Origin of the sequence: Cyanobium sp. A1C-AMD (assembly GCF_024346495.1) — a bacterium.
Lineage (GTDB): Bacteria > Cyanobacteriota > Cyanobacteriia > PCC-6307 > Cyanobiaceae > Cyanobium_A > Cyanobium_A usitatum.
In genome coordinates this window covers 29,844-51,633 of the sequence record NZ_JAGQDB010000007.1, presented here as the reverse complement: position 1 = coordinate 51,633, position 21,790 = coordinate 29,844, and the positions used below count along the sequence as shown (strand labels likewise).

Here is a 21,790-nt window from a genome sequence, read left to right as displayed (position 1 = left end):
TGCGACCACCAGCCCCGGCGCCGCCCCAGCCACCGGCACGTCCGCCGCCGCCGCCGCCGAAACCACCACCGCCACCGCGGGCCTCAGCTGTGAGAGGAAGCAGAGCAGTCGACAAAATCAGTCCAGCACTGAAGCTTAAAGTCAAAAAACGGTGCAGCATCATTACTAGGATTCAAATAATGTGGATAAAAAAATGGGGAATAATTAAGCTCGGAAGTTTCAACCGATCCAAGCATCAACTCCATGTGACCGGAGCGTGATGCCCATCAGTCTTGGCTGATGAGTTGCGCCGGCGTTCCAGAAGTTGCCAGCCGGCCACAGCGACCCCACCACCAAGAGCTAGAACGAAAAGATCCCGCATCCAACCCGGAAGTCGGCCCGCCAAGCTCTCCGGCAGGGGAGTGCCCTTGGGATCGGGGCCGTAGGCCACTTGGCATGCTGCATTGAGCAGCTGGGCCTGGGAAGCGGTGCTCGGTACCTGACCATCCAGCAGGCCCTGCTGGCAGTTGGCCGCACCCTTCACTGGCGGACTGCCAGCCACCGCATAGCTGAAGTCGGTACCGCCGGAGCCCACTGAATCCACCGTGGCGTAGTTGAGCTGGTACTCGCTATCAGGCACATCAATCACCGGGGATTGCTGTTCGGAAGCCGTATTCACCAGATCGGTGATGACCTCTGCCCCCGCCAGAGCTGCCAGCCCCCAACCAGCAGAGGAGCCGCCCCACCAATCCCAGGAATCCGGCCCCCAGTTATACCAGCCATACCCCCAAGGGCGACTGCCCCAATAGCCGTCATCTCCCCAACTCCTGTTCCAATCTCCATAGTTACGGTTGTAAAAGTTGTTCTCCAGATTCACTTGGCGATTAAAGCGATCGTTATCGAATTGATTGCCAATCCGATCATTATTCCAGCCACCTTTGTTGAAGCGGTTGAATTGATCGGGTGAGATGTTGTGCCCCGTCCACGAGCTCCGGCTACCTGCGCCGTAAAGGTGACTACTGCCGCGATAGCCTTGATCGAGGTTTCGGTCGGCTGGTCGATCGGCCCAGCTACCAGCGGAACCTTGGGTTTCACGATCAACGTCTGGGGCCGCGCGTTCCACAGGGGCCGAATCAATCCGGGGTGCAGCTTCCATAGGTGGAGCACTGAAGCGGTAGGAACCACCCCCACCACCGCCACCGCCACGAAAACCACCGCCCCCGCCCCCGCTGCCACCGCGGGCCTCCACCAGCGAGGGTGTAGCTAGGCCCCCCACCAACAACACTGAAATCCCAAGTGCGTACCAACGCTTCATCGGCAAGCTGGATCACCCAGCGATTTGAGTCGTTTCTTTGCTAGCGAATCGCTCCAGCAGCATTAGAAACTGCAGGGATCTGTTACAGAGCCCTGCTTTCCCATTCCAACGGCCACACTGACGTTGGAGCGGGGGCGTCCGAGGGTGGGGGGCAGGTGGCAACGATTAGCCAGCATCTGCATGCCAGCAAAGACATCAACCGAGCGCAGCACCAGACGGGGCGGCTGTCGACAATGACGGCCCTCGTCAGATCTCAAAACCCAACTTTTACCTTCACTGGCGCCTCGGGATCCATGTCCACCTGGATCGGTTTGCTCTCATCCACCTTGACCTGGATCGGCTGGGCATTGCTTACCTGCACCTCCACCGGCGTTCTGTTGGTCATGCTCAGATTGATCGGAGCATGCTCAACCACTTTCACCGCCAGGCTGCGGGTGTGTTCAATCTGAACCGCCCTTGGCATGTTCAGCTCCCCCTTGACCTTGCCGCTGAGTTGCAACGGCTCCGTAAAGCTGTGCTCCAGCTTCACCTGGATTGGATGTTTGCTGAGGCGCTCCAAACCGGCGAGTGCCATACCGCCGAGCGCTAGTGCTGTGACCGGCCAGCGCAGCTTCAGCCAGTGGGGAGTCATGCAGACGGTTAGAGCGATCCCAATTAAATGACGCAGAGCGTGAAATGCCTACGCGGCGGCGGGCGAGCCTGCTACTCGGCTACCACTGGGTGAACCGCTGTCCTGCTGATGCCCTCAGTTCGCCGTGTTTTTCGCCGACGGTGACGGCTTCGGCATCGAGATGGTGCAGGCCCTCGACGCTGCCCATGCCCAGGACATAGCCCGCGCCCAACACCCCACGGGGCGGCTGTTAGCAGTGCCGGCTGAGGGGCTAGGACCGTCACCAGCTGCTTACGGCGTGGCTCAGGGGGGAGGGGTTAGGTGAGGGGCGCCAAGGAGCTCCTCGCTCGCAACCACTATCCGGTAGTACTCACCGTCTTCTGAGCAGCACATATCGGCGTAGTAACGCTCAACCACCGCATAGGCCGCGTCGTAGCTGTCGAAAACCTGACCGGCTATGCCGTCACTGATGCCGTCGTCACGGCAGATCCCGTAGCTCCTCATGGCATTTGTCACTCTTCGTGCTTAGACGACAACGCCAGCCCCCGGGCCTCAGCCGGGTATGAACAGATCCCCCGTCACCGCATGAACTTCGAGGCCGGGGATGATCGCCAGCGGAATAGGGTCGCGCGTCCCGGAGCTGCCGTCAGGATCAAATAGCAGTGTCTTATTGCCTTCGTCCCAGATCAGCATGTCGCCGACTACCCCCTCACGCAACTCCCCGCCCTTGAACAATCTGCGCATGCCTTTGCCTCGCAGCAGAAGATCATCCTCCTCAGGGTTGAAGTCCGTTAGCCAGTCGTGGGATCCACGTTTGGAAATGAGAACGAACCCATCGATCCCTGCCCCACCTCTGCATTCATCGATGCCCCGGCCGCCTGCGATGCGGTTGTCGCCGGCGTTGCCGATGAGCACGTTGTCCAAGCGGTTGCCGTTGAGGTTGAGATCGCCTTCCCCGGTGAGTTCGGCATGGCGCGCGCCATGATGCCGGCGCTGCTTCAGGTCGAGATTCTTGGTGTCGCTGACAGCGGTTTGCCCCATCGTGATCCCCGGTGGGGTTCCCACAAGGGGCGAGTCGGTGATCTGCATGACAGGTTCCTCCACGATCGGCGGCTCACCGTCGTCACGCCTAACCTCGAAGTTCTGCTCTATATTGAAATAGGCTGGTTTGCCAGTTTCCGGATCGCTGCTAGAGCCAGCGCCGCCTCTTGTCTCGTCCGTCACGACTGGCAGGAGCATGGCGTCGTAGAAATCCGACTGAGTAGTCATTGATCCGTCGGCGTCGGTGAACTCCCAGAGACCTTCGTAGCCGCTGATGCTGCCGTCATCGGCCCTAAGGCCGATAAGTGTGTAATTAATGAGGCTGCCATCCACGCTGGTGCAGACGCTCTCCAGCAACCAGTCCTCGATGCTGTAGACCTCGGTTGAGGAATGTTGCAGCTCGTCGTTGCTGTATTGCTCGCTGCTGACCCCGTAGGCCACCGCGAGGCCGCTGGGGTGGGGGGCCTCCGTTCCTGGCGTGCGCAGCAAGCTGCTGCGGAAGCCGTCGCTAGTGCTGTGGGTGCTGCTCAGCAGGTTGCCGGCCGAGTCGTAGATCTCGATCGCTTCCTCCTCGTACCCGCCGGGCGAGAGGAACACGGTCCGCGAGCGCTCGCCGATGCTCTCGCCGCTGTCATCGAGAAGGTCGGTGCAGCTCCCGTTCTGCTGGTAGCCGTCGCTATTGGTGTATAGCCAACTGGTCCGCCGATCATTGAGGTCGAAATTCTCGATCCACTGATCGAACTCGCCGGTACTGATACGGCGATAGCCGATCAGCGTGCCGTACTCATCGGTGAGATCGATCCGGTTGGTCTGCTGCTGTTCGGGTAACGAATAGTCAGGCGATGGCAGGTTCGCCATGTCGGTATCGCCTGAAATCTGAGGTTCGCTTCTTGTTTCGAGCATCTAAAATTTCCTGGCTAGCTCTTCAGCCTACCAATGCTTGCCGCTAGTGGGGCGGAGAAATTGATGAGATTTCGCTGGTGCGGCTAGCGTTCCAATCGATTCGCGCCAAGCTCCCGGCCCATCTAGCCATGCCCAAGTTCGCGGTGTTCTTTGCTGACTGTGCAGGCTGCGGCATCGAGATGGTGCAGGAGCTGGACGCTGCCCACGCCGAGGACATCGCCCGAGCACAGCATCCGTAGGGGCGGCTGTCGGCAGTGCCGGCTGAGCTACTCGTCGGCCAGGACCGTCACAAGCTGCTGCGGGCGTGGCTCAGAGGGTAGGAGTGAAGGGGTGCATTACACCCCCCTCCACAGGACTCGGTTGAACTGATCCGCTTCCCGGGCGTTTTATGGCAAGAGTTGCGCGAAACGTCAAGCAAGGACGCGTTTGAACCAGGAGATGGCGACAGGGCCTTGCCCTCGCTGAGGACATCACCAAGGCGCAGGACCCCACGGGGAGACTGTCAGGCGTGCCTGCAGAGCGGCTCAATGGTCAGGGCTGCCACAAACTGCTGAGCGCGTGACTCAACGGTGAGAGATGAATAAGGACCTCGATGGCGAAGGGCTCACCAACCGACCCAGTTCCTAGACAACACAACTAATGATCAACCTCTGCGACCCATTGGGGAGCAACTCGCATCTAGCCCTGCCGCTGGAGTTTCCTCCACAGCTCCCTGGCGTCGTTACGGCGCATGTGACTGCGGGTCTTGAGCAGCGGTGGTGCGCCAGGCAGCGGCCGGCCTGAATCGACGAAGTACATCGGGTATGCGCTCCAGCTCTTGGGATCGAAGTGGAACCGCATGGTGTTGACGGACTTGGGGTCCTGGATCCACGCTTGCTTGCTCATCCAACAAGGTGGTAGTTCTGAAGTACTAGCACCCGCTGTGTCTCTACCGCGCAGGTTTGTTGGGCAGGCCTCCATTGCAGAAATTGGCCGCAATGGCTGTGCGATCACCGCCCTTGATTCTGGGACTGGTTCGCTCCAGCCATGCCAGCCCAGCGTCGTAGCACTAGTTCCACCGGTAGGACTGGCCAGCAATTGGGCCAAGCGACAAGGCAATCGAGACTGAGCTCGCTGTGGCGACCAAGGCCAGGAGAGGGAACAGGTGAGCATTGATCATTTCCCGAACGCTGAGCTTGCGTCCTTCGTGATCAGCCATTTGAGGAGGTATCGAGAAGTTTTCCATTGTGTATGGACTCGCTGCTAGGCCGATTGCTCTCGAAGCAGCAAGGGCTTTGTAACGATTTTGATGCGCTGCAGGTGTCTTCGCTTGGCTTTTTCTTGGCCATCACCATTTTGATGGACTGGAGCGCGCATGCCCCAGCTCTGTTCAAGCCATCTAGGGCTCCTGTGGTCCGCATTGGATTTTTGGAACGCTTGCTAGGCAAATTGTTAGGCAACTCAATCTCAGAATAACTGCTACTATTGACACGGCAGCGGACTTAAAATCCGCAGACGGCAACGTTGTGGGGGTTCAAGTCCCCCTGCCCCCATTGGTTTTGGTTGGACTTGCTTGGTGCTGATTCGAGAGGTTTTAAGTGGTCGCTGGAAGCTGCTGCTGCTGGTGAGCGCTGTGGCGATTGTGGTGCCGCCTGAGGCTGCGGGCCCTTTCAAGCTCCCCTATTTCCTGCTTTGCGGCCTCGCCCTGATCCCTCTGGCCCAGATCACAGCTGAGCTGGTCGATCGCCTTGTGCACCGCGTTGGTGAGCGGTTGGGAGGGCTGTTGAACGTCACCCTGGGCAATTTGCTTGAGCTGGTAATCGCCTTGACGGCCTTGAAAAGCGGCCTCTACGACCTGGTGGTGTTGAGCATCGCTGGTGCCGTCATCACCAACAGCCTGTTGGTGCTCGGTGTCAGCACGATCGTGGCTGGCCGGCGTGAGTTGGTGGTGGATCTCAATCGCCACAGTCGTGGCCTGAGCACCCGCCAGTTGCTGATAAGCGTGATTTTGATGTCGGTCCCCTCGATCTTCTTCTGGGACTCGATGCACCCGATCACCGAGGGCAGCAACACATTTGATCTATTTGCCGTCTACTCCCTGATTGTGGCGGTGATTGTGATGGTGGCTTATCTGCTTTCCTACCTATATCAACTGGGTACCCATCGGGGGCTCTTTACTGTTGAGCGGGAGCTGGCAGAAGCAAGTGCTACTAGCGAGTCCCAGGGGTCCCTTCTGGCAATTATGGGGGTGCTGGTTTTGGTGGCCCTGGCCATTGCCGGGGTTTCGGAGCACTTGGTAGCTGGACTTGAAGATCTGGTCAAAGGCAGTGCGGTCACCCCCCTATTTGTGGGCATGTTGTTGTTGCCGTTGTTTTCGGCAATTCCAGAAGCTCTGGTCGCCTTTCGGGCGGCCAGTAGAGGTCGCATGGCCCTGGCGATGGCCAGCACCGTCGAATCCAGCGTCCAGTTGATGTTGTTCGTATTGCCCGTTCTGGTGCTGCTCGGACCGCTGATGGGGCGTTTCTTGCACCTCACCTTCCCGCCCCAGGCCCTGGCCTGCCTTGGGGCCACCGCCTTTGCAGTGCACTGGGTCACGGAAGGGGATTCCCTGACCTGGTACCAGGGTTTGCTGCTGCTCAGCATCTATACGGCCCTGTTCGTGGGTGCTTTGTTGCTCAAACCCATTATTTGAATCGCTCAAGCGAAGGGGTACCTGCTTTCGGGTTATGGTTGAGGGGTCTGGCAGAAGCCGGCTAGCTCTAAGAGCTTGCGCAGGCCAGAACAAGCACCATGCATCCCCTGCGCTTCCTGGGGAAGGCCGATCAGTCTGACAAGTCAGATCTGTCTGCCAAGTCAGCTCAGTCCAGTTTGATTGTTCTGCTTAGCGATTGCTCCGTGTGAATTCCCCTTAGGGGAATGGCAATCCTTCGGTGCGAGATCCATATCGATTCGTTTTTCCATGTTTCTTGTTTCCCCGTCCCCATCTCGCTCCAGCCGTACCAGCTATCCCAGCTGCCCGCTTCACGCCCGTCCCCAAGGACGTCCCAGCGCCCAACCGCTCACTTGGGAGGAGTTGCTCGGCCAGCGCTGAGCAGGGCCGCAAAGTGGCTGCCCTCGTCTCCAGGGGTGTCGGAGGTGTTTAACAGCACATCAAGATGCTCGCCCCAGCGCACCGTCAACTCATGCAGTACGGCGTCTTGGTCAGAACCAGCAAGCCAGAGGGTGTTGAGAAATACCGTTTGGCTGCTTGCTGAAAAATGGCTGCGGGCCCCTGGCAATTCGTCGTCTGCCATCAACTCCACCTTTGGCAGACCACTGAAATCGCCCTGGGCTCGGGCCTCAGCCAAAGCGGTCAGAGCCAACGGCTCCATACCTAACCCCAGGCCTTGACCTGCTGCTGCCAGAGACCAAGCAGATCTTGGAGCTTGGTTGCAGTCATGGGGACTGCAGGCGCTGCCGCTGCAGATAGACACGAATCAACTTTTCGTCCATCAGCCCCTGGCGCGCCAGAGGTGCTTCATTGCAGCGCTCGAACAGTCCCAGCAATGTGGAGGCTTGGAAGCTGAAGCCCTGGTCGGCGGCTATGGCCACCACATCGGGAGCCGTTATCACTTCGTTTAGCTGGTCGCGCAGGGCAGAATCCTTCTGAATCTGGCCCAGAAAGGTAAAGAGACTTTCGAGCTCGTCGGGCTGGCCGGAGCCAGCTGCGGATGTTGTGGCGTCCGGATCAATCACTCTGAATGTCTGCCCGAAATCAAGGCAAAGCGTAGGTCGCAGCCCCTGGATTGAGCCCTTTCGGCGGGTGACCGTACAGAATCCCCATATCGATTCCTTGGCAGCCCTTCACCGATGCCCCTTTTGCCCAGCGCCATCGAAATCATCGTTGGCATCGTGCTGCTATTTGGTGGCGGCGAATTGTTTGTGGGTGGGTCCACGGCCGTGGCCCTGTTGTTTGGCATTCCCCAGATCGTGATCGGGCTCACGGTGGTGTCTCTCGGCACCAGCGCCCCAGAGCTGTTCGTGAGCTTGATCTCTACGATTCAAGGCGGCGATGATATCGCCGTTAGCAACATCGTTGGCAGCAACATTTTCAACGTGCTGGTTGTGCTTGGGCTCAGCGCCCTGGTGGTGCCGCTGCGAGTTAAGAGCCGGTTGGTACGCCGCGATGTGCCATTGCTGCTTGGTGTGTCGATGGCGGTGTGGGGCATGGCCTCCGGTGGCCGGCTCACTTGGCAGGCCGGTTTGGCCCTGCTGGTCGGCACGGTGATCAACATCGTTTGGGAGATGCGCACTGCCGGTGAAAATCCTGATGAAGGTGATGATATTGACGAAAACGATCGGGCTACACCGGCTGTAGCTGGGGCCAAATTGGCTGGCGGCCTTGTGTTGCTCGTGGTTGGATCCCAGATCTTGGTGAAGGGGGCCACCGCCGCTGCCGTGGGCTTGGGCGTCAGCCAAACAGTTATTGGCCTCACGATTGTGGCCGCCGGCACCTCGATGCCGGAATTAGTTACCTCACTTGTGGCTGCTTATCGCGGCAAGGCAGACCTGGCAATCGGCAACGTGGTGGGCAGCAACCTGCTCAACCAGCTGGTGATCCTTGGGCTTTGCGGTGTGGCTTCCGGTGGCCAGGGCCTCACGGTGGATCCGGTGATGGTGAACCGCGATTTCCCAATCATGGTGCTCACCACCCTGGCTTGCTTGCCGATTTTCTGGAGTCATGGCGTGATCAGCCGCCTTGAAGGTGGAATCTTGGTAGGTCTCTACGGCCTTTATCTGGTGGAGCAGGTGCTTACTAATACGGTCACATCAGCAGTTGATGAGTTCAGATTTGTGGCCCTAGTGGCAATCCTGCCGCTGGTGTTTGTGTTTCTCGTGTGGCAAACCCTGCGCTGGCGTCATCAACGGCACGCATGAGCCTCCTGGCATGCGGTGGTGTGCAAGCCCTCTTGAATCCCTCTTTGCAATCACCTAGGAGTGGCGGGCTTTTTTGCCGCCTGCCACCAGCCAGGCGCTCAGGGCCAACAACAACACGCTGCCGCTGAATACCAGCAGGTTGGTGGTGCTATGGATTGGGAAGACCAACATGGCCTTGAAGGCCGACACTATCAACGCCACTACGATCACCTTTACCAACTTTTCCTTGAGGTCATCGAGGCTGCGAATGTCGAGCAGGCCGCTGCCGCCGTCTTTGCCGTCCTCGTGCGCCGCTTCAATGTTGGAGATCAGCAGCTCATACACCCCGTAGCCAAAGATCATCAGGGCGATGCCGATCAAGTAAAGGTCGACTCCTCCCACCAACTTGCCCAGCTGCAGGGCGATTGCGTAACTGGTGTCGCCTGAGCCTTTGAGCAGCGCTTTCAGGGCCCCAAGCACCTCCAAGGTGCCGGCAAGGTATGCGGCTGCAGCACTGAGCAGGCTCATCACCACCGGCACAATCGCGATCAGCCGGAAGCGCCACAGCCAACGCTCAAATATCCACTCGAGGCGTTGTTGACGGTTAGCCATAGCTCTGATCAATAGCATTAATGGCGCCACCCTACCCTTGATGTAACACTGGTCCGACAGCGGAATTATCCATGGTCCAGCTTCACCGGTTCACTGCCGCCGTACCCCTGATCGCGTCCCTGGCCCTGGTGGGCTGCGCCAGTGATGGAGGTGGAGTTCAAAGCCAGAAAATGGCCGCAATTAAGGCTCGGGGTAGCTTGATCTGTGGTGTGGACGGCAAGCTGCCGGGTTTCAGTTTTGTGAGTCCTGACGGCAGCTACAGCGGCCTGGACGTAGACATTTGTAAGGCAACAGCGGCTGCGGTTTTATCGGATCCTGCCAAGGTCACTTACCGCGACCTCAGTGCCACCGAACGCTTTGCGGCTCTGAGCAGCGGTGAAGTTGACCTACTTTCCCGCAACACCACCATGACCCTCAGTCGCGATGCGCCTGGCGGTAATGCTCTCGCCTTTGCCCCCACCACCTTCTTTGATGGCCAGGCCGTGATGGTGCCCGCCACCAGCGGCATTCGATCCCTTAAGGACGTTGCCGGCAAGCCGATCTGCGTGGAGACCGGAACGGCATCAGAACTCAACCTGGCCGACCGTATGCGGGAGCTCAATGCCACCTACACCCCACTCAAATTTCAGTCGGGAGATCAGACCTACGCGGCCTACCTGCAGGGCCGCTGCGTTGCCGTCACCACCGATCGCTCCCAGCTAGCAGCAAAGCGAACCGGTTTCCCGAAGCCCTCTGAACACATCCTGCTTCCAGATGTATTGAGCAAGGAGCCCCTCAACCCTGCCACTGTTAATGCCGATCCGGCCTGGGCTGATGCCGTGCGCTGGGTCGTTTACAGCCTCATTCAGGCTGAGGAGATGGGCATCACTGCCGCCAACATCGACGCAAAGGTGGCTGAGGCCAAAGCAAACAAAAACCTTGCCCAGCTTCGCCGCTTTTTTGGAGTGGAGGGCGATCTTGGCAAGCAGCTGGGGTTGCCTGCCGATTTCGTGGTTCGGACCGTGAAGGCTGTGGGTAACTACGGCGAGGTGTTCGAGCGCAATGTGGGCACGGGATCGCCCCTCAAGCTGGAGCGAGGTGTGAATCAGCAATGGCGTCAAGGGGGCTTGATGTATTCGCCTCCCTTCCTGTGAGTTCCGTTAGCGCCGGCACACTGCCATGACGAGCCGATCTGAAGTCACCCCCTGGTGGCGCAACCGCCGCTACCTACCCTGGCTTGTTCAGGGGGCGGTGGCTCTGGTAATTGGGGTGGTGGTGGCATTTCTGCTCACCAACCTGCTGCTCAACCTCACCGCCCGGGGCCTGCTGCTCAGCTGGAGCTGGCTGGGGCAACCAGCGGGATTTGATCTGGCTGAAACAATCCTGCCGTTTGATGCCAGCCTTCCCTACTGGCGAGCCATGCTGGCGGGATTGGTCAACACCCTGCGGGTAGTGATCGCAGGCTTGGTGGGTGCGACTGTCCTCGGCACCCTTATAGGCACTGCTTCTTTCAGCAGCAATGGGCTGCTGCGCAGACTGGCTCGGGTGTATGTGGAGGTGATTCGCAATATTCCCCTGCTGCTGCAACTGATCTTTTGGTATTTCGTAGTTTTTTTGGCCTTGCCGAATGGCCGTGACGCTCTGCAACTGCCGGGGCTAGTGCTCGCTAAATCAGGACTGTTTTTAGGCTCCCCCGAATTGGTAGATGGGGTTTGGCAGGCCCCTCTGCGCTTCACCGTTGAATTTGGGGCCCTGCTCACCGGGCTGGTGGTTTATACCGCTGCCTTTATCGCCGAGGTGGTGCGCGGCGGTATTGCCTCTGTGCCCAAGGGACAGTGGGAGGCAGCCACCTCATTGGGTTTTCCGCCCCTGCTGACCCTGCGGCGAATCGTTTTGCCCCAAGCCTTGCGCGTAATTGTGCCGGGGCTCAACAGCCAATACATTTCACTGGCCAAGAATTCCTCACTGGCAGTGGCCTGCGGTTTCACCGATCTCTATTCAGTTTCGGAAACGACCCTGAATCAAACCGGCCGTGCCATTGAGGTGATGTTGATCTTGTTGGGTTCTTATTTAGTGATCGACCTCGTGATTTCTGCCCTGATGAACGGGCTGAATGGCTTGGTGCAGCTGAGAGAACGCTGAAATGGCAAGTACAGCTCCTCTGGTGGTGCGAGCGAGTCCCTTGCGCAGATTGCAAAAGGAGCTCTTTGGCAGCCGACTCGATGGCTTGATTTCAATCGCCCTGCTGGCCGCCCTGCTGGCAGCGGCCTTGGGCTTTTTCCGCTGGGCCCTATTCCAGGCCCAATGGGCCGTGCTCAGTGCCAACAGCACCCTGTTTGCTGTAGGTCGCTATCCAGTGGAGCAGCAGTGGCGCCTATGGCTGCTCACTACCTTGCTGGCCCTGGCAACTGGGCTGAGTTGGGGTCTGTTGAGGGCTTTTCCCGGCTCCGGTGCTGTTCGTGCTCTTTGGCCCCGCAACGACCGCTGGGCCGCCGCAATCCTGGGGGTGCTCGCCCTCTGGCGGCCCATGGCCCTACAGCTAACCCTTGCCATCCAGGCGCGTTGGTGGGGGATTGCGGGTCTGTTGCTGCTGGCCCGCTGGGCGGCGGGGCGCTACGGGCCAGCCATTCCCCAGGCTTGCCGCCGGCTGATTCCCCTGCTCTGGCCCCTGCTTTATCTGGTGGGCATGGTGCTGATTAGTGGCGGCCTGGGGCTGGTGCAGGTGCCGCCTTCCGAGTGGGGTGGCTTGCTGCTCACGGTGTTGATGGCCACCTTTGCCATCCTGTTGTGCTTTCCCCTGGGGGTGCTGCTCGCCCTTGGTCGCCGCAGCGAGCTGCCGCTGCTGCGCTGGGGCTCGGTGATCTACATCGAGTTCATCCGCGGGGCACCACTTATTACCCTGCTGTTTCTGGGGCAGAACATCCTCGGCTTCCTGCTGCCAGGCGGCCTGGCTCCCGATCGGGTTTGGCGGGCTGCCTGGGTGCTCACCTTCTTTGCTGCCGCCTATGTGGCTGAGGCGGTGCGATCAGGTTTGGTAGCGGTGCCAGCGGGTCAATTGGAGGCGGCCCGTTCCCTGGGCCTGCCGGTGCCCCTTGCTCTGGTGCATGTGGTTCTTCCCCAAGCCCTACGAGTTGCTCTGCCAGCCACGGTGGGCCAATTCATCACCCTGCTGCAAGACACCACCTTGCTCTCCTTGATCGGCCTGCTTGACCTACTCGGCACCGCCCGTACGGTGATGGCCAACCCAATGTTTCTTGGTAAGAACGCGGAGGTGTACTTAGTGCTCGCCATTTTGTTTTGGAGTTGCTGCGCGGCCCTTGGGCTGGGCAGTCGCGCCTTAGAAACTCGTCTTAATCCCCATTCCCCTTCTGCGCCGCAGGCATGATCAGCTCCCCCGCCCTGATGATCGAGGCCCGTGGGGTCGAGAAGTGGTATCCCAACGGCTTCCATGCCCTGCGGGGAGTTGATCTTTGCGTCCACCAGGGCGAGGTGGTCGTGATCATGGGTCCGTCGGGCTCAGGTAAGAGCACCTTCCTGCGCACCTTCAATGCCATGGAGGATTTTCAGAAGGGCTCAATCGTGGTGGATGGCATTGAAATCAGCGACGATTTGCGCCGCATAGATGCGATCCGCCGGGAGGTTGGCATGGTGTTCCAGCAGTTCAATTTGTTTCCCCACCTCACGGTGCTCGACAACCTCACCCTGGCGCCGGTGAAGGTGCGCAAGCGCCCTAAAGCTGAGGTGGAGCGCCAGGCCCTGGAGTTGTTGGAGCGGGTTGGGATCGCCGAGCAGGCCCACAAATTTCCAGGCCAGCTTTCCGGCGGTCAGCAGCAGCGGGTGGCGATTGCTCGCTCGCTTTGCATGGAGCCCCGCATCATGTTGTTTGACGAGCCCACCAGTGCCCTAGATCCCGAGATGGTGCAGGAGGTGCTGGCAGTTATGCAGGAGCTGGCCCGCGACGGCATGACCATGGTGGTGGTAAGCCATGAGGTGCGCTTTGCGCGTAAGGTTGCAAGCCGAGTGGTGCTTATGGCTGATGGCGAGGTGGTTGAGGTGGCGCCGCCGCAGCAGTTTTTTACTAACCCGCGCCATGAGCGCAGTAAGCAGTTCCTCAGCCAGATCAGCTGAGTCTTCCCTAATTAGTCCACCCCAACTGCTCCTGCTTTCATGACAACTCCCATGCCCCACAACTGGCATACCATCGATGGGCAAACCTGCCTGCAGGAGCTGCAGTGCGGGGATGCTGGGCTGAGCACGGCGGAGGTAAGCCGGCGTCTGGCCGCTACTGGCCCCAACCGGCTTGAACTTGCAGCTGGTCGCAGCAACTGGTTGATCCTGTGGGACCAGTTCAGCAACGTGATGTTGATCATGTTGCTGGCGGTTGCGGCAGTTTCCGCCGGAGTGGCCTATGTGGAGCAGAAGTTTCCTAAGGATGCGATCGCGATTGTGGTGATCGTTGCTCTCAATGGGCTGCTGGGCTATCTGCAGGAGAGCCGGGCCCAGAAGGCGCTGCTGGCTCTGCGCGATATGTCCCAACCCCAGGTGCAGGTGCGCCGCGACGGCCAGTGGCAAAGGTTGTCGAGTGAGGAGCTGGTGCCGGGCGACCTGATTCGCCTTGAGGCCGGCGATCGGGTGCCGGCTGATGGGCGCCTGCTGGAAACGGCTGATCTGGGCGTGCGAGAAGCCGCCCTCACTGGTGAGTCGGAGGCGGTGTTTAAGCGGGCCGATCTGGTGCTGGAGCCTGCCACGCCTGTGCTGGAGCGCCAAAACTGCCTGTTCCAGGGCACCGAGGTGGTGCGGGGCCGCGGGGTGGCGGTAGTGACCTCTACCGGCATGGCCACTGAGCTGGGGCAGATAGCCACCTTGATCAATAGCGCCGGCGGCGAGACCACCCCCCTGCAGGAGCGGCTCGATGGCTTGGCCAAGGTGCTGGTTGGCACCTCCCTGGCCCTGGTGGCAGTTGTTGTGGGCCTTGGGTTGCTGCTGGGTCAAGACCCGTTCGACCTGCTCGAAGTTTCCCTGTCGATGGCGGTGGCGATTGTGCCGGAGGGCTTGCCGGCAGTTATCACCGTCACCCTGGCGATCGGTACCCAGCGCATGGTGCAGCGTGCTGCCCTGATTCGGCGCTTGCCGGCGGTGGAGGCTTTGGGTTCTGTCACCGTGATCTGCTCCGACAAAACCGGCACCCTTACCCAAAATCGCCAGGTTGTTCAGGAGCTGCGCTTCGGTAATCAGTCGGTGCTGGTGGGTGGCCAGGGCTACGAACCCACCGGCGAATTCACGACCTCGCCCCTGGCAACACCGGAGGGTGCCTTGGCCGGGGCCCATCCTGGTTTGCAGAATCTGCTGCTGCAGGCGGGCGTGCTCTGCAGTGATGCCGAGTTGCGTCAAGGAGCAGAGGGGGCCTGGGAGGTGCTTGGCGACCCCACGGAAGGAGCCTTGGCCGTGGTGGCTGGTAAGGCTGGTTTCGACGATTTCGAGCTCAGGCAGCGCTATGCCCGCAAGGCCGAGATTCCTTTCAGCTCAGAGCGTCAGTTGATGGCGGTATGGGTGAATGACCCGGATGGCAGCCTCCAGGCTCCCCTCGGGGCAGCGGCAGAAGGCTCCCATCAGCTGATGATCAGCAAGGGTGCCCCTGAAGTGATCCTGGCTAGCTGCAGCAGCTGGCTGGATGGTTCCGGGGTAGTGGCGCTCAGCCCCAATCAGCTCCAGTGGTGGATCGATCAGGCCCGCGACCTGGCGGCCTCTGGTTTGCGGGTGCTGGCCTTTGCCTGTTCTCCCCACCATTCCAGTCCGGACCAAGACCTCTCTGGTTTGGTGTTGATTGGCCTGATGGCCCAGCTGGATCCGGCACGGCCCGAGGTCACTGAGGCGGTGGCGATCTGCCGCGGTGCTGGCATTCGGCCCGTGATGATCACTGGCGATCACCCGCTCACCGCCAGGGCCATTGGTTCAAAAATTGGTCTAACCACCCTTGATGGTGAGGTGGTGCTGGGGCGTGAACTGGAAGCTTGCAGTGATGAGGAGCTGCGCGCGGTGGTAGCTCGCTGCAGTGTCTATGCCCGGGTGCCGCCTGAGCAGAAGCTGCGCATCGTTAAGGCCCTGCAGGCCAATGGCCAGGTGGTAGCGATGACGGGAGATGGGGTTAACGACGCCCCTGCCCTTAAGCAAGCCCATATCGGTGTAGCCATGGGCATCACTGGCACGGAGGTGAGCAAGGAGGCATCCGACATGGTGCTTTTGGATGACAACTTCGCCACGATTGTTAGCGCAGTGGAGGAAGGGCGACTGGTGTACGCCAATATTCGCCGCTTCGTTAAATACATTTTGGGTAGCAATGTCGGCGAGTTGGTCACGATTTCGGCGGCACCCCTGATTGGTCTGATTGGCGTTCCTCTAACTCCTTTGCAGATCCTCTGGATGAATCTGGTTACAGACGGGGTGCCGGCCCTAGCTCTGGCCCTCGAGCCGGCGGAGGCCGGCCTGATGGACCGGGACCCTGCTCGGCCGGGTGAATCGATCTTTGCCAGGGGAATTGGTCGCTACATCGTGCGAGTTGGTGTGGTGTTCGGCTTAATGACGATTGCCATGATGGTGTGGATATATCGCACCCAGGGAGTTGATGGCCCCTGGAAAACCATGGTGTTCACCACCTTATGCCTGGCCCAAATGGGTCATGCCCTGTCGGCTCGTAGTGATCGCCCCTTGTTGCAGGTGAACCCCTTCAGTAATCCCTGGCTGCTCTGGGCGGTGGTGTTCACCAGTGGCCTCCAATTGCTGCTGCTTTATGTGCCCTGGCTGTCCCGTTTCTTTGGCACAGAGCCCCTGGCCTTTGCCGATCTGATGGTGTGCGTTGGGGTGAGCCTGTTGTTCTTCACCTACCTCGAGGCTGAGAAGGTTTTGCGGCAGTGGTGGAGCCGCCGCCGGGCTAATACCCCTGCTGCAATGAATTGATGGCCGATCTTTCCGCCTTGATGGAGAAGCTCCCCCAGCTTCTCCTGGCGGCGGTGGATGCTAACCCGCTTCTGGGATATGGGGCAATTGCCCTGGTGATGTTGCTGGAAAACCTGGTGCCACCTATTCCTTCGGAGGTGGTGATGCCGCTGGCAGGCTTTCTGATCCAGCAGGGAAGGCTGCAGCTGTTTCCTGTAGTGCTGGCTGGCCTGTTGGGAACGGTGCTCGGGGCTTGGTTTTGGTATGGAATCGGCCGTCTAATCAACGAGGAGCAGCTGGAGCAGTGGTTGGCAAACCATGGCCGCTGGTTTGGCTTGAGGCCTGCGGACCTGGCCCGCAGCCGCCGCTGGTTCAATCGCCACGGAGTAGCGGTTGTGTTTTGGGGGCGGATTATCCCCGGGGTCCGCACGCTGGTGTCATTACCGGCAGGTATCGAGTTGATGCCCCAGCCTTTGTTTCTGATTTGGACTACGGCAGGCAGTCTGATTTGGATACTGCTGCTAACTGTTGCCGGTCAGACGCTTGGCGCTGGCTACGCAGGCGTTGCAGCTGCTCTCAAACCCTTTACCAGCGTGCTGGTTGGGATCCTTTTGGTGGCGGCAGCTTGCGGATTGCTGTGGCTGCTTTTGAAGTGGATTAGCAAGAAATTCCACTGGCGGTGAAATAAGTGTTTGATCCAGTTGCGCCTAGATCCTAAATTGGCGGCAAACCAATAGGGGCACCAGCAGGGTCATCACCACGGTGAGGGGGAAGCCGTAGCGGGCCACATCCAAAAAGCGATAGCGGCCGGGGCCAAACACCATCAGGTTGGTTTGATAACCAACCGGGCTTAAAAAGCTCTGGCTGGCCCCAAACAGCACGGTGAAGATCAGCGCCATCGGCGCAATGCCAAGGCCTATGGCCAGTTTGCCGGCGATCGGAATCACCATGGCTACTGTGGCGGCATTGCTCATCACCTCGGTTAGCAGCGTGGTGAACAGGAACACTGCCGCGACTGCCCAGTAGATGGGCCAGTCATCTAGGCCGCTGAGCAGTCCCTTGGCCATGGCTTCGGCCAGGCCTGTTTTCTCAAGGGCCACACTGAAACTGCCCAGGGATCCCAGCAGCAGGATTACATCTAGTCGGATTGAGCGCTGCAGTTCACCGCTGCGCAGGCAGCCTGTGGCCACCATCGCCACGGTGCCAAGCAGCACTGAGGCCACAAGGGGAATTAGTCCCAAGCTCGGCAGCAGGATTGCCAGCACGGCAATCACCAGGGCCAGGCGCTTGCGGCTCACCGTGGGCAGGTCGTCTTCTAGCTGTTCCAGCACCACCAGATCGTTGTTGGCTTGAAGACCGCGAATGGCGTCCTTGGGCCCCTGGAGCAGCAGCACATCGCCCTCGCGCAGCACCGCCTTGCCAAGGCGCTCCCTAAGCACGGAGTTTCCGCGGCGCAGGGCTAGCACTGTGGCGTTGTAGCGCTGGCGGAAACGCAGGTCGCGCAGGCAGCCACCAGCCAGGCTCGATCCGGAAGGCAGCAACACCTCCACCATGCGCTGGCTGCCAGAAATGGTATCTGCGGTGTCTGGGCTGTCGGGGGTGGGAGCAAGCACCACCATTTGCTCCTGCTGAAGGCGCAGTAGATCGGCCCGGGTGCAGCGCAGCAGCAGCCGGTCTCCCTGCTGCAGGGGGCGGTCGGCGAGGGGTGGGGTGAAACGTTCTGGGCCCCGATGCAGTTCGAGCACATCGACATCGAAGCGTCGTTGCAGCCGGCTGCCATGCAACGACTGGCCGATCAATTCCGAGCTGGCTGGAATCATCACCTCGGTGAGATAGCCACTGCTGGTTATATCGCGGGCTAGGTCATCGTCATCGCTGCCGCGATCTGGCAGCAAGCGATCTGATAGCAGGGCCATCACCAGGCTGCCCACGAGCCAGACGCCGATGCCGATTTTTGTGAAGCTGAACAGGCCGAAGGCGCCATAGCCGAGCTTTTCGCTGACTTCGCTGGCCAGCAGGTTCACAGAGCTGCCCAGCAGGGTGAGGGTGCCACCCAGCACCGTGGCAAACGAAAGGGGCAGCAGCACCTTGGAGGGAGATATGCGGCGGCGGTGGCACCAGCCCTCCACTACCGGCAGTAGCGAGGCCACGATTGGGGTGTTGGGCACAAAGGCCGATACCGGCCCCACCACTGCCGACAACAACACAATCATGCGCTTGGGGCTACGCACCGCATCGGAGCCGATCAAGCCGCGCAGGCGATCGAGGGCACCGGAACGAAACAGCCCCGCTGAAATCGCAAACAGGGCCATCACCGTAAGCAGGGCCGGGCTGCCGAAGCCCTGGAGGGCTTCTCCCGGTTTGAGTACCCCAGTGGCCATCAGCAGACCTACCGCTAGCAGGCCCGTGACTTCTGGGGGGATCACTCCCCACACAAACAGCACGATTGAGAGAGCCAGCACCACCAGGGTGATGAGAGCCCCGGGCTGGAGTGAGGCCTGCAGAAGGTCGGCCACAAATATCCCTCGAACATAGAGACCTTAAACCACGGTACCCTGATCGGGATAGGGGGTTTAAGTGGGGACTGGTTTGGGCCGCGCCAGCGCATCTCAGCTGCCTGGCAGTTTGGCAAGGGCTTCGCTGGCGCCCATCACCACCAGCAGCTCGCCCGCCTCGAGCACGTGGGAGGCGGGGGGGTTCACCGTGAGCTGGTTGTCAGGTCCGGCGGCCAGCACGCTCACGTTGTAGTTCTTGCGCAGGTTGATCTCCCGCAGCGACTGGCCGATGAAGGCCTGGGGCACCCGGATCTCCTCGATGCTGTTGCGGTCGTCGAGGCGCAGCCGCTCCAGCAGGTTGGGCCGCACCAGTTCCATGCCTAGGCGGTGGCCCTGCATCTTTGAAGGAAAAACCACCCGATCGGCGCCCACCCGCTGCAGCATTTTCATGTGCAGATCACTGGTGGCCCGGGCGATCACCTGCGTCACCTTGCTGCCGGGGCTGTCTTTAACAATCAAAGTGGCCGTCACACTGGCCTCGATCGGCTCACTCATGGCCACCACCACGGTGGTCATGTCGAGTACGCCAGCGGCCCGCAGGGCTTCCTCGTCGGTGCAGTCCACCACCCGCGCCTCGATGGCGGGGTCGATTTGACGCAGCTCATCTATGGCCCGCTGGCTGGCATCGATCGCCAGCACTTCAGCCCCGGCCTTGATCAGTTCGCTACACACGGCGGAGCCAAATCGCCCCACTCCGATTACAGCGAAGCCACCTTTGATGGCGCCTTCAGACGGATTCCAATGCCACCAGTTCGTCATGGAGTGAGCCTGTTTAGGGAATTCAGATGTAGATCTCTTCGCGGGGGTAGCCCACGCGGGGTTGGGGCCGGTTGCCGTAGATCGCTGAGAGCAGTAGCAGGATGCCCAGTCTGCCGACAAACATTCCCACCATGAGCACAAGCTGGCCCCAGCGGTTGAGTTGGGCGGTCACGCCCAGATCCAGGCCCACGGTGCCGAAGGCAGACATGCAGGTGAACAGCTTTTCGAGGAAGTTGAAGCTGGTGCGGGTGGGCTCCCCGGATGTGGTGGGGCCAATCCCCAGCAGCAGGGCCATCAGAATCACGAAGATTGCTGATGCCAGGGTGACCCCCACGGCTCGCAGCACAACAGTGTCGGGAATCTGACGCCGGTGAATCACCACCTCTTCCCTCCCCTGCAGGGTGGAGCGAGTAGCTCCCATCAAGGTGGCAAAGGTGGTGGTTTTGATGCCGCCGCCGGTGCCGCCTGGGCTGGCACCAATGAACATCAGCACGACCAGCAGCAGCAGGCCCGCATCCGAGAAGGTCTGAATCGAGAGCGGCACGGTGTTGAACCCGGCCGTGCGCGCCGAGATCGACTGGAACAGGGTGACTTGGATATCCTGCCACCACTGCAGATTATCGATTACGCCACCGGCGGCGAATTGTTCGGTGAAAAGCAGGCCCAGGGCCCCCAACACGATTAACAAGGCTGTGCTGCGCAGCACCAGCCTGGTGTGCAGGCTCAGCCGCCGCAGCCCTTGCAGGCGAGCACGGTTGGTCCAGAGGTCGTTGATTACCCGCCAGCCGATGCCGCCTACCACGATCATCGAGGCGATCACGCCATTCACCACCGGGTTATCCCGGTAGCGCACCAGGTTGTCGCCCCAGAGGCCGAAGCCGGCGTTGTTGTAAGCGCTAATGCAGTGAAAAAGAGAAGCCCAGAAGCGCTCAAGCGGGTTGGCGATGTCGGTGAAGCCGAAGGCGTAGAGCACCACCGTGCCCAGCCCCATCACACAGAAGCCCGTGATCAGGATGCTGTTGAAGGTTGGGCCGATGCCGCCTACCCCGAATTCATCCAGGGCGCGGCCCCTATCAAGCCTGTGGCGCAGACCCGAATGTCCCTGCACGAAGCCCTGCAAAAAGGTGGTGATCGCCATTAGGCCAAGGCCGCCGGTGATGATCAATCCCGCCAGTGTCAGTTGGCCGAAGGCCGTGAGATCGCGGCTCACATCAATGATCGAAAGGCCAGTCACCGTGATTGCCGAGGTCACGGTGAACAGGGCTTGCCATAGCCCCACGTCATCGGTGGAGCAAAGGGGGCTGGCCAGCACCAATGTGCCGATGGCGATCACCAGGGCGCCGGTGACCAGCGTGAATTGGGGCACCGTGAGGCGCTGGCGCCAAGTCTTAAGAGCGGTCCAGGGTGTGCTGGTCAGGCTGTTGTTGCGTTTGTGATGCCTACCCTAATCACAGTTCTGCGCCTGGATTTTCCCTTTGATTCAGCAGTTGATCGACGGGCTGCCAGACCTGATCAGCGCCGCGGTGGAGACCAACCCCCTGCTCGGTTACGGAGCGGTTGCTTTGGTGATGCTGCTGGAAAACCTCATCCCACCGATTCCCTCAGAAGTTTTGATGCCCTACGCGGGCTATCTGGTGCATGCGGGCCGGCTGCAATTACTCCCCACAGTGGCGGCCGGACTGGTGGGCACCGTGCTGGGTGCCTGGTTTTGGTACGGCATTGGCCGCTGGGTAAATGAGGAGCGGATCGCTGGCTGGCTGGCTAGCCGGGGCCGCTGGCTGGGCATCCAGCCAGATGACCTAGCCAATAGCCGCCGCTGGTTCAACCGCCATGGCTCGGCGGTGGTGTTCTGGGGACGACTGATCCCAGGGGTGCGGACCCTGGTGTCTGTGCCGGCTGGCATTGAATTGATGCCCCAGGCGAAGTTTCTCGCCTGGACCACAGCGGGCAGCCTGATCTGGACCACCTTGCTCACCCTGGCGGGCAGGGAGATGGGCCAGGCTTACGGCCAGTTGGAGGGTCTGCTGGCCCCCTGGGCCGGAGGGATCAAGCTGGTGTTGGAGATTGCGCTCATCTGCGCACTGCTGGCTCTGCTGAGGCTGTGGCAGCTACGCAGCCGGGCAGTTGGCAGTGAAGGCCAAGAACCTGGTGGACCCAGCTAATTGATCTTTTCTATTTGAGATTCCGTATGTGATGGTGTGGATATGGAGCTGACCATCCCTGAAACCA

Annotated in this window: 21 protein-coding genes; 10 read left to right on the top strand and 11 right to left on the bottom strand. The window is 60.3% G+C overall.

Annotation, left to right across the window (positions count from 1 at the left end):
• Positions 1-235: 235 nt before the first annotated feature.
• Both KBY74_RS02575 and KBY74_RS02570 read right to left on the bottom strand, forming a co-directional pair.
• The gene (locus tag KBY74_RS02575; protein ID WP_254941375.1) at positions 236-1,294 is read right to left on the bottom strand and encodes a hypothetical protein; all 1,059 of its coding nucleotides are present in this window, start codon (positions 1,292-1,294) and stop codon (positions 236-238) included.
• A gap of 253 nt (positions 1,295-1,547) precedes the next feature.
• Entirely contained in the window at positions 1,548-1,925 is a 378-nt protein-coding gene (locus KBY74_RS02570; protein ID WP_254941374.1) for a hypothetical protein, read from the bottom strand.
• Between the two features lie 124 nt (positions 1,926-2,049).
• Between KBY74_RS02570 and KBY74_RS02565 the strand changes: the two genes are divergently transcribed.
• Positions 2,050-2,229 carry a hypothetical protein gene (locus KBY74_RS02565; protein WP_254941373.1) on the top strand — a complete coding sequence of 60 codons (180 nt, stop codon included), beginning with the start codon at positions 2,050-2,052 and terminating at the stop codon, positions 2,227-2,229.
• Here KBY74_RS02565 and KBY74_RS02560 read toward each other — a convergent pair.
• From KBY74_RS02560 to KBY74_RS02550, 3 genes are all read right to left on the bottom strand, one after another.
• Positions 2,208-2,408, bottom strand: a complete 201-nt coding sequence (locus KBY74_RS02560; protein ID WP_254941372.1) for a hypothetical protein — start codon at positions 2,406-2,408, stop codon at positions 2,208-2,210. The two genes, KBY74_RS02565 and KBY74_RS02560, sit on opposite strands and share 22 nt — an antisense overlap.
• 48 nt (positions 2,409-2,456) lie before the next feature.
• Positions 2,457-3,848 carry a hypothetical protein gene (locus tag KBY74_RS02555; RefSeq protein ID WP_254941371.1) on the bottom strand — a complete coding sequence of 464 codons (1,392 nt, stop codon included), beginning with the start codon at positions 3,846-3,848 and terminating at the stop codon, positions 2,457-2,459.
• Between the two features lie 678 nt (positions 3,849-4,526).
• Entirely contained in the window at positions 4,527-4,733 is a 207-nt protein-coding gene (locus tag KBY74_RS02550; protein ID WP_254941370.1) for a DUF1651 domain-containing protein, read from the bottom strand.
• Positions 4,734-5,403: 670 nt separating this feature from the next.
• Between KBY74_RS02550 and KBY74_RS02545 the strand changes: the two genes are divergently transcribed.
• Positions 5,404-6,519, top strand: a complete 1,116-nt coding sequence (locus tag KBY74_RS02545) for a calcium:proton antiporter (protein ID WP_254941377.1) — start codon at positions 5,404-5,406, stop codon at positions 6,517-6,519.
• A gap of 367 nt (positions 6,520-6,886) precedes the next feature.
• On the opposite strand, the gene KBY74_RS02540 is transcribed toward KBY74_RS02545, so the two are convergent.
• Both KBY74_RS02540 and KBY74_RS02535 read right to left on the bottom strand, forming a co-directional pair.
• Positions 6,887-7,189, bottom strand: coding sequence for a hypothetical protein (locus KBY74_RS02540; RefSeq protein WP_254941369.1), 303 nt, complete (start codon positions 7,187-7,189; stop codon positions 6,887-6,889).
• A gap of 73 nt (positions 7,190-7,262) precedes the next feature.
• Positions 7,263-7,562 carry a Nif11-like leader peptide family natural product precursor gene (locus KBY74_RS02535; protein ID WP_254941368.1) on the bottom strand — a complete coding sequence of 100 codons (300 nt, stop codon included), beginning with the start codon at positions 7,560-7,562 and terminating at the stop codon, positions 7,263-7,265.
• A 114-nt stretch (positions 7,563-7,676) separates the two neighbouring features.
• On the opposite strand from KBY74_RS02535, the gene KBY74_RS02530 reads away from it, so the two are divergent.
• Positions 7,677-8,744, top strand: coding sequence for a calcium/sodium antiporter (locus tag KBY74_RS02530; protein WP_254941367.1), 1,068 nt, complete (start codon positions 7,677-7,679; stop codon positions 8,742-8,744).
• A 54-nt stretch (positions 8,745-8,798) separates the two neighbouring features.
• Here KBY74_RS02530 and KBY74_RS02525 read toward each other — a convergent pair whose 3' ends face one another.
• Positions 8,799-9,335, bottom strand: a complete 537-nt coding sequence (locus KBY74_RS02525; protein ID WP_254941366.1) for a YqhA family protein — start codon at positions 9,333-9,335, stop codon at positions 8,799-8,801.
• Between the two features lie 71 nt (positions 9,336-9,406).
• Between KBY74_RS02525 and KBY74_RS02520 the strand changes: the two genes are divergently transcribed.
• The 6 genes from KBY74_RS02520 to KBY74_RS02495 are packed head-to-tail and all read left to right on the top strand — an operon-like array spanning position 9,407 to position 16,930.
• Positions 9,407-10,468 carry an amino acid ABC transporter substrate-binding protein gene (locus KBY74_RS02520; RefSeq protein ID WP_106502863.1) on the top strand — a complete coding sequence of 354 codons (1,062 nt, stop codon included), beginning with the start codon at positions 9,407-9,409 and terminating at the stop codon, positions 10,466-10,468.
• A 25-nt stretch (positions 10,469-10,493) separates the two neighbouring features.
• Positions 10,494-11,456 carry an ABC transporter permease subunit gene (locus KBY74_RS02515; protein ID WP_106502864.1) on the top strand — a complete coding sequence of 321 codons (963 nt, stop codon included), beginning with the start codon at positions 10,494-10,496 and terminating at the stop codon, positions 11,454-11,456.
• A gap of 40 nt (positions 11,457-11,496) precedes the next feature.
• Positions 11,497-12,699 (top strand): amino acid ABC transporter permease, encoded by a 1,203-nt coding sequence (locus KBY74_RS02510; protein WP_254941365.1) that lies wholly within the window; start codon positions 11,497-11,499, stop codon positions 12,697-12,699.
• Entirely contained in the window at positions 12,696-13,442 is a 747-nt protein-coding gene (locus tag KBY74_RS02505; protein ID WP_106502866.1) for an amino acid ABC transporter ATP-binding protein, read from the top strand. The genes KBY74_RS02510 and KBY74_RS02505 overlap by 4 nt, the downstream gene beginning before the upstream one ends.
• Positions 13,443-13,481: 39 nt before the next feature.
• Positions 13,482-16,268, top strand: coding sequence for a cation-transporting P-type ATPase (locus tag KBY74_RS02500; protein ID WP_254941364.1), 2,787 nt, complete (start codon positions 13,482-13,484; stop codon positions 16,266-16,268).
• Positions 16,268-16,930: a DedA family protein gene (locus KBY74_RS02495; RefSeq protein ID WP_254941363.1), complete on the top strand. Its 663-nt coding sequence runs from the start codon at positions 16,268-16,270 to the stop codon at positions 16,928-16,930. The genes KBY74_RS02500 and KBY74_RS02495 overlap by 1 nt, the downstream gene beginning before the upstream one ends.
• A gap of 24 nt (positions 16,931-16,954) precedes the next feature.
• Here KBY74_RS02495 and KBY74_RS02490 read toward each other — a convergent pair whose 3' ends face one another.
• The 3 genes from KBY74_RS02490 to KBY74_RS02480 form a co-directional block, all read right to left on the bottom strand.
• Entirely contained in the window at positions 16,955-18,763 is a 1,809-nt protein-coding gene (locus KBY74_RS02490; protein WP_254941362.1) for an SLC13 family permease, read from the bottom strand.
• Between the two features lie 93 nt (positions 18,764-18,856).
• Entirely contained in the window at positions 18,857-19,561 is a 705-nt protein-coding gene (locus tag KBY74_RS02485; protein ID WP_254941361.1) for a TrkA family potassium uptake protein, read from the bottom strand.
• 22 nt (positions 19,562-19,583) lie between these two features.
• Positions 19,584-20,978, bottom strand: coding sequence for a potassium transporter TrkG (locus KBY74_RS02480; RefSeq protein WP_261360227.1), 1,395 nt, complete (start codon positions 20,976-20,978; stop codon positions 19,584-19,586).
• A gap of 58 nt (positions 20,979-21,036) precedes the next feature.
• Here KBY74_RS02480 and KBY74_RS02475 point away from each other — a divergent pair, with 58 nt between their 5' ends.
• Positions 21,037-21,723: a DedA family protein gene (locus tag KBY74_RS02475; protein WP_254941359.1), complete on the top strand. Its 687-nt coding sequence runs from the start codon at positions 21,037-21,039 to the stop codon at positions 21,721-21,723.
• The last annotated feature ends 67 nt before the right edge of the window (positions 21,724-21,790 follow it).